We start from the raw sequence: 14753 nt of genomic DNA on the forward strand, positions 1-14753 counted from the left end.
TGGCTCCAAGCGAGCGTGGACCGGATGTACGTCGGCGCGAGATCATGGCCCGGAGTGTCTCACTCCGGGCCATTTCCATTTGCGGCACGCGCGACCGCCGCGCCCCCGCAGCGGTCGATCCTGCCAAGCATCGGCCATCCCGGCCGCAGTGTCAGCTCACGCCGCCATCGGCGACAATCGTTCGGCCGGTAACCCAATTGGCGTCGGGCGACGCCAGGAACAACGCGATGCCGGCGATATCGTCGGTCTGGCCGATACGGCCGAGCGGCGTCATTGCCAGGATGCTCGCGCTGCGCTCGGCCAGAATGCCGGCCGTCATTTCGGTCTCGATGACCCCTGGCGCGATCGCATTGACGGTGATGCCGCGCGGTCCGAATTCTTTTGCCAGCGCGTGCGACAATGCGGAGACCGCGGCCTTGGACGCGGCGTAGATCGAGGCACCCGGGATAGGCCTTGTGGCCAGCGCCGACGAGAAATTGATGATGCGACCGCCCGGCGCTGGCATGTGCGGCAGCGCCGCCTGGATCATCGCGACGGTGCCATAGACATTGGTGTCGAAGGTCGCGTGAAACAAAGCCGGATCGGTGGCCTCGAAAGGCCGGTACTCGGCGATGCCGGCACAGTTCACCAGCACATCGATGGTACCGAACCGCGCCACGACCTCCGCCACCATCGCCTTGGCATCTTCAGGCTTCGCCACGTCGCCGATAACAACGATGCCCTGCCCTCCTGCTGCGGTGATCTCGCCGAGAACCTTGTCCGCCGCTTCCCTGCCGCTGCGACAGGCAATCGCCACGCGAAACCCCTCGGCAGCGAAGCGCCTGGCAATGCCGGCGCCGATGCCGCGCGAACCGCCGGTCACGAGCACCACCTTGTTGCGCACCTTGTTAGCGTCGCTCATGCTGCGTCCTTCCTGGCTCCGGCAATCTCGAGCACGCGCGCGCGCCATTGCTGCAAATAGGCTTCGCGGCCGGCGGCATCGATGCGCGGCGCGGCGTAGGCCACGAACGGCGGACAAGATTTCATGCCGAGATATTCCACCATCAGATGCTGCGTTGGATACAGCACCTGATCGATGGGCCCGTAGACATTGCCCGCCGAGAACCGCTCCCCCGTGCCGCCCGTGGTCAGGCACAGCAGGCCAATCTTGTCCTTGAAGTAGCCGCTGTCGAAACGCTTGCCGTCGGCATAGGCGAAGCCGAACGCCATGACGCGATCGAACCAGCCCTTCAGGATCGCCGGCACGCCGCCCCACCAGATCGGAAATATCCAGACAATCATGTCGGCCTTGAGCACGCGCTGCTGCTCGCGCACCAGATCGGGCGCAAAGCCGCCGTTGGCATAAGCGTGGCCCTGCTCGTTCTGATAGTGAAAGCGGCCGGCATCGTGGACCGTGGTGAAGTCATGACGTCCGGCGACCGGGTTGAAGCCTTCATCGTAGAGGTCGGAGACCTCGACATGGTGGCCCGCGACGGTCAGAGCGTCCTGCGCGGCATCTTTCAGTGCGCAGGTAAACGACGTCGGCTCCGGATGGACATAGACCAGCAAGACATTCATGAATCGGTTCCTGCTCAGGCTTTCTTGGCAAAGCCGCCGAACAGGCCGTTCGGAAAGAACAGCAGCACGATCAGCAACAGCGTCAGCGAGATGATGTTCTTGAAGCCGGCGCCGAAGAACACGATGGCCTCGGACTGGACGACGCCGAGGAAGATGCCGCCGACCAGCGCCGCCGGCGGGCTGCCGAAGCCACCGATGATCGCCGCGATGAATCCGTTGATGCCGAACGGACCGCCGACCATGTAGGCAGTGTACTGCGTCGGCGTGATGAGAATGCCGGCGGCGGCGCCGAGCGCCGAGCTGAGTGCGAAGGCGACGATGAGCATGCGCTCGACGGGAATGCCCAGCAATGCTGCGGCTTCGCGGTTCTGGGCGCAGGCGCGCAGCGCCCGGCCCATGCGCGTGCGGTTGAAGAACTGCTGCAGCGCGGACACCATCACGGCGCCGCAGCCAAGCACCCAGAACAACTGGTAGCCGATGGCGATCGGGCCGATCTTGAGCGGGCCGCCGGAGGTGAATTCCGGATAGGTGCGCGGCTGGTCGCCCAGCGTGAGGATCACCACCTGCTCGATCAGCAGCCGCACGGCAAGCGTGGCCAGAATGATCGCGAACAGCGGCGCGTTACGCCGCCACATCGGATTGATGACAAAAATCTGCACGAGCACGCCGACGCCGGCGACCAAGACGATGGCGAGGATCGCCGACAGCCACATCGGCAGGCCGTAACGCGTCAGGATGGTGTGCGCGAACATGCCGCCGAGCATGACGAACACGCCCTGCGCAAAGTTGACGATGCCGCTGGCATTGTAGATGACGCAGAAGCCGATGGCTATCAGGCCGTAGATCAGGCCGATGCCGAGGCCATTGACCAGGCTCTGGATCAGTTCGACGACGCTAGGCATTCTCTTCCTCCACGCCGAGATAGGCGGCAATGACCTCGGGATGGGCCTTGATTTCGTCCGGCGTGCCTTCGGCAATCTTTTTGCCGAAATCCAGCACCGCGATGCGATGCGCGATGCGCGTAACGAGGCCGACGTCGTGTTCGATCAGCAGCACGGTGGTGCCCTGGGCATTGATCTTCTGGATGATGTCGGCGAGGCCCGCAGTCTCCTGGGTATTGAGACCGGCGGCGGGCTCGTCGAGCAGCAGCAGCTTCGGCTTCGAGGCCAGCGCGCGCGCCACTTCCAGCAGCCGCTGTTGGCCATAAGGCAGAATCTCGGCGTCCTGCTCCGCCTGGGCGCCGAGACCGACGAAGTCGAGCAGCTCGTGGGCGCGCTCGCGCACCTCGATTTCCTGCCTGCGGAACCAGGCCGGGCGCAGCAGCGAGGCGGCGACGCCGCCGCGGGTGGCGAGATGGCAGCCGACCTCGACGTTCTCGATCACCGACATGCCCTTGAACAGCCGCACCAGCCGGAAGGTGCGCACCAGGCCCATGGCCGCGATCAGATCCTGACGCATATGGGTGGTGTCGCGGCCGTCGAACGCGATGCTGCCAGACGTCGAGGCGAGAAAGCCCGAGATCATGCTGAAGAACGTGGTCTTGCCGGCGCCGTTGGGGCCGATGACCGCAAACAAGCTGCCCTCGGGGACTTCGAGATCGATCTCGTTATTGGCCGCCAGGCCGCCGAAGCGTTTGGTCAGGCCTTTGACCTTGAGAAGCGCCATGACTACGCCTCCTCCCTTTTGCGCGGCCGGAACAGCTTGCCGAGCGACGACAGGCCCTTCGGCGCGTAGATCAGCATGCCCAGCAGAACGACCGCATAGGCGATGTCCTGAAACTTGCCGACGCTGCGGAAGATCTCCGGCAGCAGCGACGCCACGATGGCGCCGACGATCGGGCCGATCATGGTGCCGACACCTCCGACATAGAGCATGGTGAAGGTGATGATGCTCATCTGCGGACCGAACACTTCGGGGCTGATGAAACCGACCGTGTGAGCGAACAACGAGCCGGCAGCGGACGCATACAGCGCGGCGATGACGAAGGCGATCAGCTTGAAGCGCGGCACGCGGATCCCGAGCGCCGCGGCGCCGTTCTCGCTACCGGAAATGGCACGCAGTCCGCGGCCGAACCGCGAGTCGCGCATGCGCTGCGAAATCCAGAACGCGAAGCCGAGCAGCACCACCAGCGCCACCAGCTTCCAGCGTTCGTTCTCGATCTCGAAGCCGGCGATGCCGAGCGGCGGAATACCGGAATAGCCCATGTAGCCCTGGGTCAGGCTGGTCCAGTGGATCGAGATATCGTAGGTGATGAGCCCGAGCGAGAACGTCGCCATGGCGAGATAGTGCCCGCGCAGCCGCAGCGTGGGATAGCCGATCAGCAAGGCGGCGACGCCTGCCACGACCATGGAGACGATCATCGCCAGCGCCGGCTCCCAGCCATACTGGACGCAAAGGATGGCACTGCCGTAACCGCCGATGCAGGCGAACGCGTTCTGACCGAACGACGCCTGACCGGTATAGCCCATGAAGAAGTTCAGGCCGATGCAGAACACGCCGTAGATCATGGCGAGCTGAAAAACGGTCAGCAGATAGCCGCCATAGATCAGCGCGCCGACGGTGAGCAGCCCGCAGAGGACCAGCAGGCCGATCTGGAACCGGTCGAGACTGACGCGCGCGGTGCGCGCGGCGGGCTCAGGTGAAGTAGTACTGGGCGAGGTCATGATGCGACTTGATCTCGTGCGTCGGCAATTCGGCGCGCACGCGGCCGGAGGAAAGGATGTAGACGCGCTGGGCAAGCTTGAGCGCCAGCGGCGCCTTCTGTTCGACCAGCAGGATGCCGAGGCCCTCTTTGTTGAGCGCACCCAGCGTCGAGAGAATTTCCGTGGCGACGCGCGGCGCAAGACCGAGCGACGGCTCGTCGAGAATCAGCAGTTTCGGATCGGCCATCAATGCGCGGCCGACCGCTAGCATCTGCTGCTCGCCACCCGACATCGACGACGCGGTCTGCGACACCCGCTCCTTAAGGCGCGGAAACAGCGAGAACACTTTTTCCAGCTGGCGGTCGCGGTCGGCCTGCGAACCGGTCAGCTTGTAGGCGCCGATCTGCAGATTTTCCCGGACGCTCATGTCGCCGAACAGGCCACGGCCCTCCTGCACCATGATAATACCGAGATCGGCCAATTGATGGGTTTTCAGGCCGGTCACGTCCCGGCCCTTGAACGCTACCTGACCGGTACTGGCGATCAGTCGGGTGATGGCGCGGAGCAAGGTGGTCTTGCCCGCGCCATTGGGCCCCAGGATGGTAACGAACTCACCCGGCGCCACGTGGAGACTGGTCGGACGAAGCGCCTCGATGTGGCCGTAGCGAGCTGCCAGATCGTGGACAGCAATAAGATGCGTAGTGTCGGCGTTCACCGTCATTTCTTCAGGACCAGCTTGCCGTCTTTCACCGAGGCGATCACGTAAGGATTTTGCGTAATGCCGATGTGTTGCTGGGCCGTGAAATCGTAGGACGCACCCGCGCCGTCGTAGTGGCCGAGTTGCTCGAATGCGTTGCGTACCGCTTCGCCTTCGGTGGTGCCGGCCTTCTTCATGGCCGCTGCAAGCATCAGCAGCGAATCCCACGCGCGCGACGCCTGCGCATTGTCCGTCCGGCCGTATTTGTCTTTCATCGCCTTGACGAACGGCTCGGCCGCGGCGCGGGCCTTGGGATCGGTGATGACGCTGATGTCATCGGACGCAATCTGGATCAGCGGCGACGGGACCAGGTACTGTTCGCCCAGCACCTTGCCGGCGGCCTGTAGGATGTCGAGCTCGTTGATGCTGCCCAGCATCAGCATCTTGGTCAGACCGAGACTGCGGATGTTGTTGGCCACGGTGACCACGGCGTTGCCCTGGCCCAGCATGATCAGGGCTTCGGCGCCGGCGGCATTGATACGACCGATCTGCACGCTAAAGTCGGAGTCGTCCTGCTGGTAGGTCTCGCTGGCGACGACCTTGAGGCCGAACTCCTCTGCGCCCTTCTCGGCCAGGCCCTTCATCAGCAGGCTGTACGGACTCGGATCGGACAGGATGCCGATCTTGCGGATCTCCGTCTTCTCCTTGAGATAGGCGTAGCGGGTATCGACCTCATATTTCGGCGGCGGCAGGAACTGGAATGCCCATTTGATCTCTTCCGGCTGGCGCGGCAGGATCGAGCACAGGAACATCGGCAGCTTCGCCTTCGAGACGAAGCTGGCGGCAGCGAAGTTGCCGGCCGAGATGCAGCCGCTGTCGAAGGCGACGACCTTGTCCTCGGACATCATCTTGCGATAGACGACGACCGCCTGCTGCGGCGTCGACTTGTTGTCCTCGGTGACCAGTTCGAGTTTCTTGCCGAGAACGCCGCCCTGCTTGTTGACCTCCTCGATGGCGACGGCCAGGCCGTCACGCCAGTGGCCATCGGTGGCGGAGCCGTAACCCGTCAGGCCGAGCGAGGAGCCGATCTTGATCGTCTCCTGTGCCACAGCCGGCAGTGCCGTCGCCATCGTCAGCAGCATGGCGACAACAAGCGCGTTGCGCGATCTCATGTGTCCCTCCCGGTGTTTTATTTTGTTTGGCTTGTTATTGGCAGCTTCAGTAAACGCGGCGGCTCCGTCAGGACGGGCCGCCCACCTTGCCGCGAACATCCTTCAGGTTGGATGTCGCCGCCTGGCGTAGAAAACCCTGGTCCGAATTGAGCACGAACACGGTGGCGCCGCGCGAATTCAGCCACTCGGCCTCGGTGGCGTTGCCGACATAGACGCTGATCGGCTTGCCGGCCTTGCGGCCGGCTTCCGAAATGAGCTCGACCGCACGCAGTACCGCCGGCGGGTCCTTGGTCTCGTCGCCAAACGCCGCGGTGAGATCGCCGCGTCCGATGAACAGCGAGTCGACGCCCTCGACGGCAGCGATGGCGTCGATCTCGTCAAGCGCCACCGGGTCCTCGATCTGGGCGACGAACACCATCTGCGCGTCGGCGGCCGCGATGTGCGTCCACATCGGCACACCGCTGTAGTTGCCGGCGCGGGTGCTGGTCGCGAAGCCGCGGCTGCCGTTGCGATAGCGGAACAGCGCCGCGATCTCGCGGGCAGCCGCCGCGGTCTTCACATGCGGCACCAGCACGCCGGTCGCGCCGCAGTCGAGCACGGAGAGGATCGAATCCGGACCGGGCACGCGCACCAGCGCCGGAATGTCGTGGGCCCGCGCCGCCAGCAGGGCGATGTCGCTGGTGGTGCGGTCGAACGGGCCGTGCTCCTGGTCGATCACCACGAAATCGTAGCCGATGTTGCCGAGGATCTCGGTGGCGTGGCTGGTCGGGGTCTTCAGGAAGGTGCCGACAAGTTTATCGCCGGCCAGCATGTGCTGCCGGAAGGTGGAAGCATTGGTCATATCATCAAGCCTTTGCCGCTGTGGTCTGGGTCGTCGTCGGCGGCATCGGATATTCGTCAGCGTTCAGGATCCAGCCCGGCTTTTGCGAGAAGTCGAGGCGAGGTGGGCAGAAGATGTCGACCAACTGGTTGAACTCCTTGCCGCAGGCTTCGGTGGTGTGGATCGACGGCGGCGGAATGAAAGCGAGCGACGGCGTCTTGCACAGCTCGTGATCGTCCTCGCGCCAGTTCGCCTTGTTGACCGTCCACGGCCAGCGCAGGTGATGGACGAACTCGCCTTCGACGGCGAGCGAGCACTGCTCGAAATCGTCATGATGATGCGGCGACAGTTTTGCAGCGTCGCGCGGGCCCTGATAGCCGTCGAGATAGTTCACCATGATGGTGGTGCAGCGCCAGATGCGGCCGAAGCGGCCGGGCTCCGGCGCCACGTCGAGGCTGTAGACGCGCAGACGAAAGCCGTCCTTGGGCGCCGGCCAGTCTTCCAGCAGCGCCACATACGGCTTCGCATGGGCGTAGGACGCGGCGTTGGCGCATTTGGCGGCGAGATCGGTCGAGCGCGTGGTAAAGATGCGCTGGATACGGCCGGGTTCGATGATCTTGATGCTCGACGCGCCGGGCGGCACGAAGGCCAGCGAGCGGCCGTTGACGCGCTGGGTGCCGTCGGCGGTGGTGATCTCGACAACCACCTTGGGGTCGGACAACAGCACGGCGTATTCGTCGGGCTGATCGGTGCGGGCGAGAACGCCGCCGGCCTTGCCCTCGGTATAGGCGACCAGGAAATTCTGGCCGCGGCCGGACCAGCTCTTACCTTCCGGACCGTCGTCCTGCGGCGGCTGCTCGTAGAACTTCAGGTATTCGGCCTGCCCGAACGGGCCCGGCGGCACAGGCTTGGCGGCAGCAGCGGCAGGCGCGAGCTTGGCGCGCGGATCAGTAGCGTCATACATGAGCGATCTCCCTTCAACTTTTGGTTCGGTCGCCTAGTCTAGGCGACCGGCAGCGCGCGGCGCACCGGCCATTTCGTGCGTTCCATTGTGCGGAACGTCAGTTGGCCCGTGCCGCGGCGACGTCCGCCTCGATGCCCATCGCGCGCGCGGTGTTGGTCGAGATCATCTTGCGGATCTGCTCGTCGTCGTAGCCGAGGTCCATGCACAGCCGGATGCCGCGGCGGAAGCCGTCGAGCGGACTGAAGGTGCCGGTCTGGCCGAGATCCGAGCACAGCATGGTCTGCTCCACTCCTGCGGCCTCGATCTGGTTGCGCAGATCCTCCGGCTCACGGCTCTTGAACTTGCAGCCTTCGAGGAACATGCACAGCGAGTGCTCGACAAAAGCCCCCATCGCCGCGATGCCTTTGACATCGTTCAGCGAGGCATCGACAATGTCTTCCGGATGGGTGAACACTAGGCGCTTGACGCCACGGCGCTGCGCTTCTTCGAACACCACCCAGGTCTCGCTGACATGGAGATGGCCGCTGGCCAGCACCATATCGTTGCTGGCGACGATATCGAGTACTTCCTTGACGTCGTCGCGCACCGTCTTGTCGCCGTTCAGCACCGGGATCGCGGTGACGGGCCGCATCTTCTCGGTCGATGCCGGATGCACCCATTTCGCCGACTCCTGCCAGCGCAGGTGGTTCTCCGCGGCAAGCGTCGGCATCCAGACGATCTTGCCGCCCATGGCGGCGGTGTGCTCGACCGCATAGGGGTTGAAGCCGCCCACCACGTTGTTGAGCACGATGCTCGAATAGATCTTCGTCTTCAGCTCGGGATGGTGCTTCCTGATCAGCGCCGCGGTCATCACGCCGCTGTAGTCGTGATCCTTGGTCACCACGGCCGCGAAGCCGGCCTCCGAGGCCTGCTGCAGCAGCTCGAGATGATCGATGCCGCGCAACGCGATCGAGGGGCCGCTGTGCACATGCGGATCGATCGCGCCTTTCAACAAGGCATCAATGCGCTGCTCGACGTCGGAATTTGCCGGTCCTGTCATTTCCTCACCGCCTTCTTGGTTCTAGCGCTGCCCGGTGATCTCGCATAAATTGTTCGCCAGAGCGGAACGCTGTTTCATTTTAAGTTAATGCAGTGTCGAACGGCCTGTCAACAGCCAAGCGGAATCTCGGCTCGATGAGCGCCAGCGTTGCAACATCGATTGCACTTGCGCGACTTTGCGTTACGTTGTTCCGCGCTCGTGAACTGCTGCGGAGATCCGATGAACGAACTGAAACCGGGCGGGGTCCACTCCGTCCAACTTGCCATCGATGTGCTGGAGGCGGTCGCCTTCGCTGACGACGAGTTGGGCGTGACGCAGATCGCCGAACGCCTGAACATGACCAAGGGATCGGTGCACCGGCATCTGCAGACGCTGGTCGAACGCGGCTATCTGGCGCAGAACGCGACGACGTCGCGCTACGCCATCGGCCCGCGGAGCCGCCTGCTCGCCCGGCATGCGCCGGAGACGGATCTCGTGCACCTCGCCGACGGGCCGATGCGGCAATTGCGCGATGCGCTTGGGCATCCGGTGGTGCTGTCCGAAATGACGCCGCGCGGCGCGCTGGTTCTGAGCAAGCTGTCCGGCAGGTCTCCGATCGAAATCGGCGTGCGGCCGGGCAGCGAGCTGGCTTTTCATGCCTCGGCCCAGGGCAAGGTGATGCTGGCGTTTGCGCCGCTGCCGCTGCGTGCCCGACTGCTCGGCCAGCCGCTTCAGCGCTTCACCGACAGGACCATCGTGTCGGCACGCAAGATCGAGCAGGAATTGCAGGAAGTTGTCCGGCTGGGTTTTGCCACGGCGCCGGAACAGGCCATGCTCGGCCTGAACGCGGTGGCGGCGCCGATCTTCGATGCTCAGGATGCCTGCATTGCCTGTGTCGCACTGGTCGGCTCGATCCAGTTTCTGCCCGAGAAGCCGCGGCCGTCCGATGTGGCGCAGCCGATCGAGACGGCCCGGCAGATCTCGCGCAAGCTCGGCCAAGGCCACGGCGCGGACCAGCCCGCCGCTGCAAAGCGCGGCGGCCGAACGCCGCGCCGCGCCCCCGTGTGATGCCAGGTTATCGACGACGCCTTGTCAAAAGGTGATGTTGGCGTCCTTGATGATCGGGCTCCACTTGTCGATCTCGGACTGCGTGAAGGCCGCCAGATCGGCCGGACTTCCGCCTGCCGGCTCGGAACCGAAGCTGACCAGCGATTCCTGGGTCTTCGGATCTTTCAGCCACACATTGGTGGCTGCATTCAGTCTGTCCACGATGTCGGAAGGCACCTTGGCCGGCACCAGCATGGCGTACCAGACACTGGCCTCGAAACCTGGAAGGCCGGACTCCGCGACCGTCGGCACATCCGGCAGCACCGACCACCGTTTGGACGATGCAATGGCCAGCGCCTTGATCTTGCCTTCGCGGACGTTGGACACGTAAGGCGCCATCGAGTCCATGCCGATATCGATGTGACCTCCGAGAAGATCGGCGAGGATGGCGGCCGCACCGCGGTACTGCGTCTTGCCGAATTCGATGCCGGCCTTGCTTGCCAGCAGTTCCCCGGTGATGTGGCCCAGCGTGCCGTTGCCGGGAAAGCCGCCGGTGACCTTGTTCGGATTAGCTTTCGCATAGGTGATGAATTCGGCCAGCGAGTTATACGGCGCATCGGGCCGAGCCGTGACGATCACCGGCGCCTTGCCGACCAGCACGACCGGCGCGAAATCGCGCTGCGGATCGTATTCCATGTGCTTGTACATCAGCTTGTTGGTGGCGGCTTGCGACGTCGTCGCAAACAGGATCGTGTAGCCATCAGGTGCAGCGCGCGCAACGCTGGCCGCGCCGATATTGCCGCCGGCGCCGCCCTTGTTTTCAACGATGAAGGGCTGACCGAACTTCGCGCTCAATTCCTGGGCGAGGCTACGGGCGATCACATCCGAGGTGGTGCCGGCCGTGAACGGCACAACGATCGTGACAGCATGCGTCGGCCAGGTCTGGCTGTGACCTGGTGCAGCATGCGCAAGGCAGAATGTCGCCGCAAGCAGCCCCAGTGCGGTCGCCCGCCGGTTCATTGATCGCATATCGTCAATCCTTTCGAATGCTCGCTTCGCCGTCGGCAACATATTTTTTCCAGTCGTCGGTCCGCAATGGCATATCGGAAAACGCCTTGCGCTGATCCGCGGCAACGCCGACAAGCTCGGCGGCCGTGAGCCCCTTGCGCTGCAGGTAAGCATCAAGCTCCTGCAAGGCGTCTGACAGCACCGACGATCCGCGCAGCATCACCTCCGAGGCCATCTCCACGGCGCTGGCACCGGCCAGCATCGCCCGGACGATATCGAGTCCGTTGCGCACGCCATTGGTGGCAATCAACGGCTTGTCTGGACCGTTCTGCTGTCGCGACACGGCCAGCCAGTAACAGGTGAGCGGCAGATTCCAAAACCCGCCGACCCCCAGGGCGGTGCCCAGAAGCGGCTGCAATGTCTCGACGTCGGGGACGAATCCAAGCAGGCGTCCTGCCATGATGACCGCGTCGCCGCCGCCGCGATACGCCGCAGCAGCGAGATCGGGCACGCGCTCGCTCTGCCCGGTGAGCTTGACCCACAATGGAATGCCGATCGCCTGCCGCACCGTGGAGACGATCATCGCCACCCGCTCGGGATCGAGCTCGGTCGACACCACGCCTCTGGCCTGGCTCGCATAGGGCGTGCCGATGTTGAGTTCGAGGATGCGCACACCGGCCTGCTCGACCTGCCTGGCCATCGCCACGGTGTTCGCGAGATCCGCGACGATCAGGCTGGCAATGGCATAAGAATCCATCGCCTTGGCCTCGCGATCGAGCTGCACCGTCTGCTCGAGCCAGGCCGCGAAGTCCTGCGGGGTCAGCCCGGAGCGGGTGGCGATGAACGCCGTGGCCGGCGCCTCCGGCGTCCACGGGATTTCGCGCCACTGCTCGTCCAGCAGCATGTACTGCGCGCGCTGCAGCCGGTCGCGGCCGCGCTCCGACTCGTTGATGGACTTGACCACCACCGCGCCGGCGCCGGTGCGCAAGGCGCGCCGAACGCCATCCGCCGCGATGTGGTGCTCGGCCGATCCGGCGATCAGCGGATTCTTCAGCGGTGTGCCGCCGACGGTGACATTCATGCGGGTCATTGCGCGCTCGCCCGGTAGCCGAGGATCGCCTTGACCTCGAGATATTCCTCAAATCCGAACACCCCGAACTCGCGGCCATTGCCCGACTGCTTGTAGCCGCCGAACGGCAGGCTGCGATCGAAGCGCGCGCCGTTGAGATAGACCCGCCCTGCCCGGATGCGGTTGGCGATTTTTCGCGCGCGGTCGAGGTCTTTCGACTGCACGAAGCCCGCCAGGCCGAATGGCGTGTCGTTGGCGATGTCGACCGCTTCGTCCTCGGTGTCGTAGCTCATGATGGACATCACGGGCCCGAAGATCTCCTCGCGGGCGATCCGCATCTGCGGCGTCACGTCGCCGAACACCGTCGGGCGAACGTAATAACCGCGATTGACTTCCGCCGGCCGTCCCATGCCGCCGGCGATTAGCGTCGCGCCTTCGTCGATGCCGGACTGGATCAGATCCTGAATCTTGTCGAATTGTCCCTGGTTCACCATCGGCCCCATGGTCGAAGCCGGATCGAGCGGGTCGCCGAGGCGTATGCTGTCGACGGCCTCGCGCGCCGCCGCGAAGGCCGCGTCGCGCGAGGCGCGCGGGATCAGCATGCGCGTCGGCGACTGGCAGTTCTGGCCGCCGTTGGTATAGCAGGCGTGTACGCCTTCGATCACCGCAGTCTTCAGGTCTGCGTCGCCCAGGATGATATTGGCGGACTTGCCGCCCAGCTCCTGGGCCACGCGCTTCACCGTGTCCGCGGCCAGCTTGGCCACCCGGATGCCGGCGGATGTCGATCCTGTGAACGACACCATGTCGATGGCGGGATGGGCGGCGATCGCCTCGCCCACCACAGGTCCGTCGCCGTTGACGAGATTGAAGACACCGGCCGGGATCCCGGCATCGTGAATGATCTCGGCGAGCAGCATGGCACTGAGCGGCGCGATCTCACTGGGCTTCAGCACCACGGTGCACCCGGTCGCCAGCGCCGGTGCGACCTTGGAGGCCACCTGGTTGAGGGGCCAGTTCCACGGCGTGATGAGTCCGCAGACGCCAATCGGTTCACGCCGGACGATTTCGGTCCCCATCCGCTCCTCGAACCGGTACTCCGCCAGCACGCGCGCGGCCTCTTCGAAGTGAAACAGCGCGACGGTCGCCTGGCGTTCGGTCGCAAAGGTGATCGGTGCGCCCATTTCGAGCGTCATCATCCGCGCCAGGTCGGGCAGCCGCGCCCTGAAGCCCTCGATGACCTTCCGCAGGTAGGTGAGGCGGGCCTCGACGCTGACGTCGCACCAGGTCGCGAAAGCGCGGCGGGCCGCTCTGGCGGCACGATCGACATCCTGCCGCGAGCCCAGGCTGATTTGCGCAAAGGTCTCCTCGGTGGCGGGATTGACGATGCCCAACGTCGACGGCGTGGCCGGATCGACCCAGGCGCCGTCGATGTAGAACTTCAACTTGTTCATTGTGCTTTCTCCATGTCGCGGGCGTCAGACCTAACAGTCTGCTGAAAAACCCTAGATTTGAGAGTTTTCTTGTCTCTCTGCGGTCGTTATCGAAGTGGGGAGCGGTGAGGGAGCGCGCTTATCGGCGGGGTGCCGGGGTTGTCCCCGAAGCCGGTGGCCTATGCTGCGAGCAGTTTGGGGATGCGGATCAGATTGTAGGCGATCAGGTTAAGGAGAAAGTCGGCGGCGACGCGACCGATGCCGCGATGCTTGGTCTTGCGCATGGTGCCGTGTTGTTTGCCCCAGCCGAAGATGCACTCGATCATCGCTCGGCGTGATTGCGACATGCCATAGCCGGGATGTCGTGTGGTGCGATCGTCGATGGCGCTGGTGCGGGTCTTGCCGGCTTTGGTGACGGCGTTGTTTTGCGTCACATGCGGCGTCACGTCGATGGCGCGAAGCTTGGCCACATGATCGGCGGTGTCGTAGGCCTTGTCCTCACCGGCCGTGATGCGGCGGCGGGCCGTCTTGCGCCGAGCCTTCAACATCGTCTCCGAAGCGCGGCGCTCGGCCGTGCCATTGGCGTGCGTAACCATGCCGGCGACTGCCAGGCCATGCCGGTTCTCCATGGTCGCGTGGCCCATATAGCAAAGCCTGGCCTCGCGCCCGGCCGCCTTGCGGTAGAGCCTGCTGTCGGGATCGCTGGTGCTGGCATGGGTGTCGTTCTTGCGCTTCTGGCCATGGAAATTGGCGCCGTTGTCATCGTCGCCACTGCCGTCCTTGGGACGAAAGCTCTTCTGCGAAGCCCAGGCTTCGATCAGCGTCCCGTCCACCGAAAAATGCTCGTTCGACAATAGCGGCCTGACCTGGGAATGGTTCAGGAGCCTGGCCATGAACTTCGCAAACACCTCGCCGTTCTGCAGCCTGTCGCGGTTCTTGGTGAAGGTGGTCGGGTCCCAGACCGGATCGTCCGGTGAAAGCCCTACGAACCAGCGATATAAAAGATTATAGTTCAGCCGCTCCATCAGCCGGCGTTCCGAGCGGATGCCGTAGAACACCTGCAGCAACAGCGCGCTCAGTAATTGTTCGGGAGGAATCGAAGGACGTCCCTCGCTGGCGTAAAGCTTCGCCAGGCTACGGCTCAACTCACCCAGCACATCCCGGACAAGCTCGCGGATCTTCCTCAGAGGGTGGTTCGTCGGCACCCGCTTGTCTGGTGAAATGTACGAAAACAACCCGCCCTGATCCACAAAATTGCCGCGCATGCTCGTCTCCACCGATTCGAGATGACAAAGTGAATCATCAAGAAAACCGCTTGGCGAGCTGGTT

General features: G+C 64.2%; 15 protein-coding genes. 1 reads left to right on the top strand and 14 read right to left on the bottom strand.

From position 1 onward, the window contains the following. Positions 1-151: 151 nt before the first annotated feature. The 10 genes from ACUXVA_RS23380 to ACUXVA_RS23425 all read right to left on the bottom strand — a co-directional run bounded on the left by ACUXVA_RS23380 (position 152) and on the right by ACUXVA_RS23425 (position 8891). Positions 152-901, bottom strand: coding sequence for an SDR family NAD(P)-dependent oxidoreductase (locus ACUXVA_RS23380; RefSeq protein WP_445488409.1), 750 nt, complete (start codon positions 899-901; stop codon positions 152-154). Then, positions 898-1557, bottom strand: coding sequence for an NAD(P)H-dependent oxidoreductase (locus tag ACUXVA_RS23385; protein WP_445488411.1), 660 nt, complete (start codon positions 1555-1557; stop codon positions 898-900). The genes ACUXVA_RS23380 and ACUXVA_RS23385 overlap by 4 nt, the downstream gene beginning before the upstream one ends. Before the next feature lie 14 nt (positions 1558-1571). After that, positions 1572-2459, bottom strand: coding sequence for a branched-chain amino acid ABC transporter permease (locus tag ACUXVA_RS23390; protein WP_445488413.1), 888 nt, complete (start codon positions 2457-2459; stop codon positions 1572-1574). Next, a complete protein-coding gene (locus ACUXVA_RS23395; RefSeq protein WP_445488415.1) occupies positions 2452-3222 on the bottom strand; it encodes an ABC transporter ATP-binding protein in 771 nt (256 codons plus the stop codon). Before ACUXVA_RS23395 ends, ACUXVA_RS23390 begins: the two co-directional genes overlap by 8 nt. A 2-nt stretch (positions 3223-3224) precedes the next feature. Beyond that, on the bottom strand, positions 3225-4220 hold the full coding sequence (locus tag ACUXVA_RS23400; RefSeq protein WP_445488417.1) for a branched-chain amino acid ABC transporter permease: 996 nt from the start codon (positions 4218-4220) through the stop codon (positions 3225-3227). After that, positions 4192-4920 carry an ABC transporter ATP-binding protein gene (locus ACUXVA_RS23405; RefSeq protein ID WP_445488419.1) on the bottom strand — a complete coding sequence of 243 codons (729 nt, stop codon included), beginning with the start codon at positions 4918-4920 and terminating at the stop codon, positions 4192-4194. The genes ACUXVA_RS23400 and ACUXVA_RS23405 overlap by 29 nt, the downstream gene beginning before the upstream one ends. Next, positions 4917-6068: an ABC transporter substrate-binding protein gene (locus tag ACUXVA_RS23410; protein ID WP_445488421.1), complete on the bottom strand. Its 1152-nt coding sequence runs from the start codon at positions 6066-6068 to the stop codon at positions 4917-4919. The genes ACUXVA_RS23405 and ACUXVA_RS23410 overlap by 4 nt, the downstream gene beginning before the upstream one ends. 67 nt (positions 6069-6135) lie before the next feature. Further along, positions 6136-6909: an HpcH/HpaI aldolase family protein gene (locus tag ACUXVA_RS23415; protein WP_445488423.1), complete on the bottom strand. Its 774-nt coding sequence runs from the start codon at positions 6907-6909 to the stop codon at positions 6136-6138. Positions 6910-6913: 4 nt separating this feature from the next. Further along, positions 6914-7852, bottom strand: coding sequence for a hypothetical protein (locus tag ACUXVA_RS23420; RefSeq protein WP_445488425.1), 939 nt, complete (start codon positions 7850-7852; stop codon positions 6914-6916). 97 nt (positions 7853-7949) lie between these two features. Then, the gene (locus ACUXVA_RS23425) at positions 7950-8891 is read right to left on the bottom strand and encodes a DUF6282 family protein (protein ID WP_445488427.1); all 942 of its coding nucleotides are present in this window, start codon (positions 8889-8891) and stop codon (positions 7950-7952) included. Positions 8892-9110: 219 nt separating this feature from the next. Between ACUXVA_RS23425 and ACUXVA_RS23430 the strand changes: the two genes are divergently transcribed. Beyond that, positions 9111-9938, top strand: a complete 828-nt coding sequence (locus ACUXVA_RS23430; RefSeq protein ID WP_445488429.1) for an IclR family transcriptional regulator — start codon at positions 9111-9113, stop codon at positions 9936-9938. A 24-nt stretch (positions 9939-9962) separates the two neighbouring features. Here ACUXVA_RS23430 and ACUXVA_RS23435 read toward each other — a convergent pair whose 3' ends face one another. The 4 genes from ACUXVA_RS23435 to ACUXVA_RS23450 form a co-directional block, all read right to left on the bottom strand. Further along, positions 9963-10946: a Bug family tripartite tricarboxylate transporter substrate binding protein gene (locus ACUXVA_RS23435; RefSeq protein ID WP_445488431.1), complete on the bottom strand. Its 984-nt coding sequence runs from the start codon at positions 10944-10946 to the stop codon at positions 9963-9965. Between the two features lie 4 nt (positions 10947-10950). Further along, on the bottom strand, positions 10951-12015 hold the full coding sequence (locus tag ACUXVA_RS23440; protein ID WP_445488433.1) for a tRNA-dihydrouridine synthase: 1065 nt from the start codon (positions 12013-12015) through the stop codon (positions 10951-10953). After that, positions 12012-13445 carry an aldehyde dehydrogenase family protein gene (locus tag ACUXVA_RS23445; protein ID WP_445488435.1) on the bottom strand — a complete coding sequence of 478 codons (1434 nt, stop codon included), beginning with the start codon at positions 13443-13445 and terminating at the stop codon, positions 12012-12014. The genes ACUXVA_RS23440 and ACUXVA_RS23445 overlap by 4 nt, the downstream gene beginning before the upstream one ends. A 158-nt stretch (positions 13446-13603) precedes the next feature. Beyond that, the gene (locus ACUXVA_RS23450; RefSeq protein WP_445488437.1) at positions 13604-14689 is read right to left on the bottom strand and encodes an IS5 family transposase; all 1086 of its coding nucleotides are present in this window, start codon (positions 14687-14689) and stop codon (positions 13604-13606) included. Positions 14690-14753 lie beyond the last annotated feature (64 nt).

This window comes from Rhodopseudomonas sp. RCAM05734, assembly GCF_052658035.1.

What these genes read in the sequence shown, in the direction of transcription:
- ACUXVA_RS23425 (WP_445488427.1), bottom strand. Translation starts at nt 8,891, where the DNA reads ATGACAGGACCGGCAAATTCCGACGTCGAGCAGCGCATTGATGCCTTG.
- ACUXVA_RS23395 (WP_445488415.1), bottom strand. Translation starts at nt 3,222, where the DNA reads ATGGCGCTTCTCAAGGTCAAAGGCCTGACCAAACGCTTCGGCGGCCTG.
- ACUXVA_RS23380 (WP_445488409.1), bottom strand. Translation starts at nt 901, where the DNA reads ATGAGCGACGCTAACAAGGTGCGCAACAAGGTGGTGCTCGTGACCGGC.
- ACUXVA_RS23440 (WP_445488433.1), bottom strand. Translation starts at nt 12,015, where the DNA reads ATGACCCGCATGAATGTCACCGTCGGCGGCACACCGCTGAAGAATCCG.
- ACUXVA_RS23420 (WP_445488425.1), bottom strand. Translation starts at nt 7,852, where the DNA reads ATGTATGACGCTACTGATCCGCGCGCCAAGCTCGCGCCTGCCGCTGCT.
- ACUXVA_RS23415 (WP_445488423.1), bottom strand. Translation starts at nt 6,909, where the DNA reads ATGACCAATGCTTCCACCTTCCGGCAGCACATGCTGGCCGGCGATAAA.
- ACUXVA_RS23390 (WP_445488413.1), bottom strand. Translation starts at nt 2,459, where the DNA reads ATGCCTAGCGTCGTCGAACTGATCCAGAGCCTGGTCAATGGCCTCGGC.
- ACUXVA_RS23430 (WP_445488429.1), top strand. Translation starts at nt 9,111, where the DNA reads ATGAACGAACTGAAACCGGGCGGGGTCCACTCCGTCCAACTTGCCATC.
- ACUXVA_RS23435 (WP_445488431.1), bottom strand. Translation starts at nt 10,946, where the DNA reads ATGCGATCAATGAACCGGCGGGCGACCGCACTGGGGCTGCTTGCGGCG.
- ACUXVA_RS23385 (WP_445488411.1), bottom strand. Translation starts at nt 1,557, where the DNA reads ATGAATGTCTTGCTGGTCTATGTCCATCCGGAGCCGACGTCGTTTACC.
- ACUXVA_RS23450 (WP_445488437.1), bottom strand. Translation starts at nt 14,689, where the DNA reads ATGCGCGGCAATTTTGTGGATCAGGGCGGGTTGTTTTCGTACATTTCA.
- ACUXVA_RS23445 (WP_445488435.1), bottom strand. Translation starts at nt 13,445, where the DNA reads ATGAACAAGTTGAAGTTCTACATCGACGGCGCCTGGGTCGATCCGGCC.
- ACUXVA_RS23400 (WP_445488417.1), bottom strand. Translation starts at nt 4,220, where the DNA reads ATGACCTCGCCCAGTACTACTTCACCTGAGCCCGCCGCGCGCACCGCG.
- ACUXVA_RS23410 (WP_445488421.1), bottom strand. Translation starts at nt 6,068, where the DNA reads ATGAGATCGCGCAACGCGCTTGTTGTCGCCATGCTGCTGACGATGGCG.
- ACUXVA_RS23405 (WP_445488419.1), bottom strand. Translation starts at nt 4,920, where the DNA reads ATGACGGTGAACGCCGACACTACGCATCTTATTGCTGTCCACGATCTG.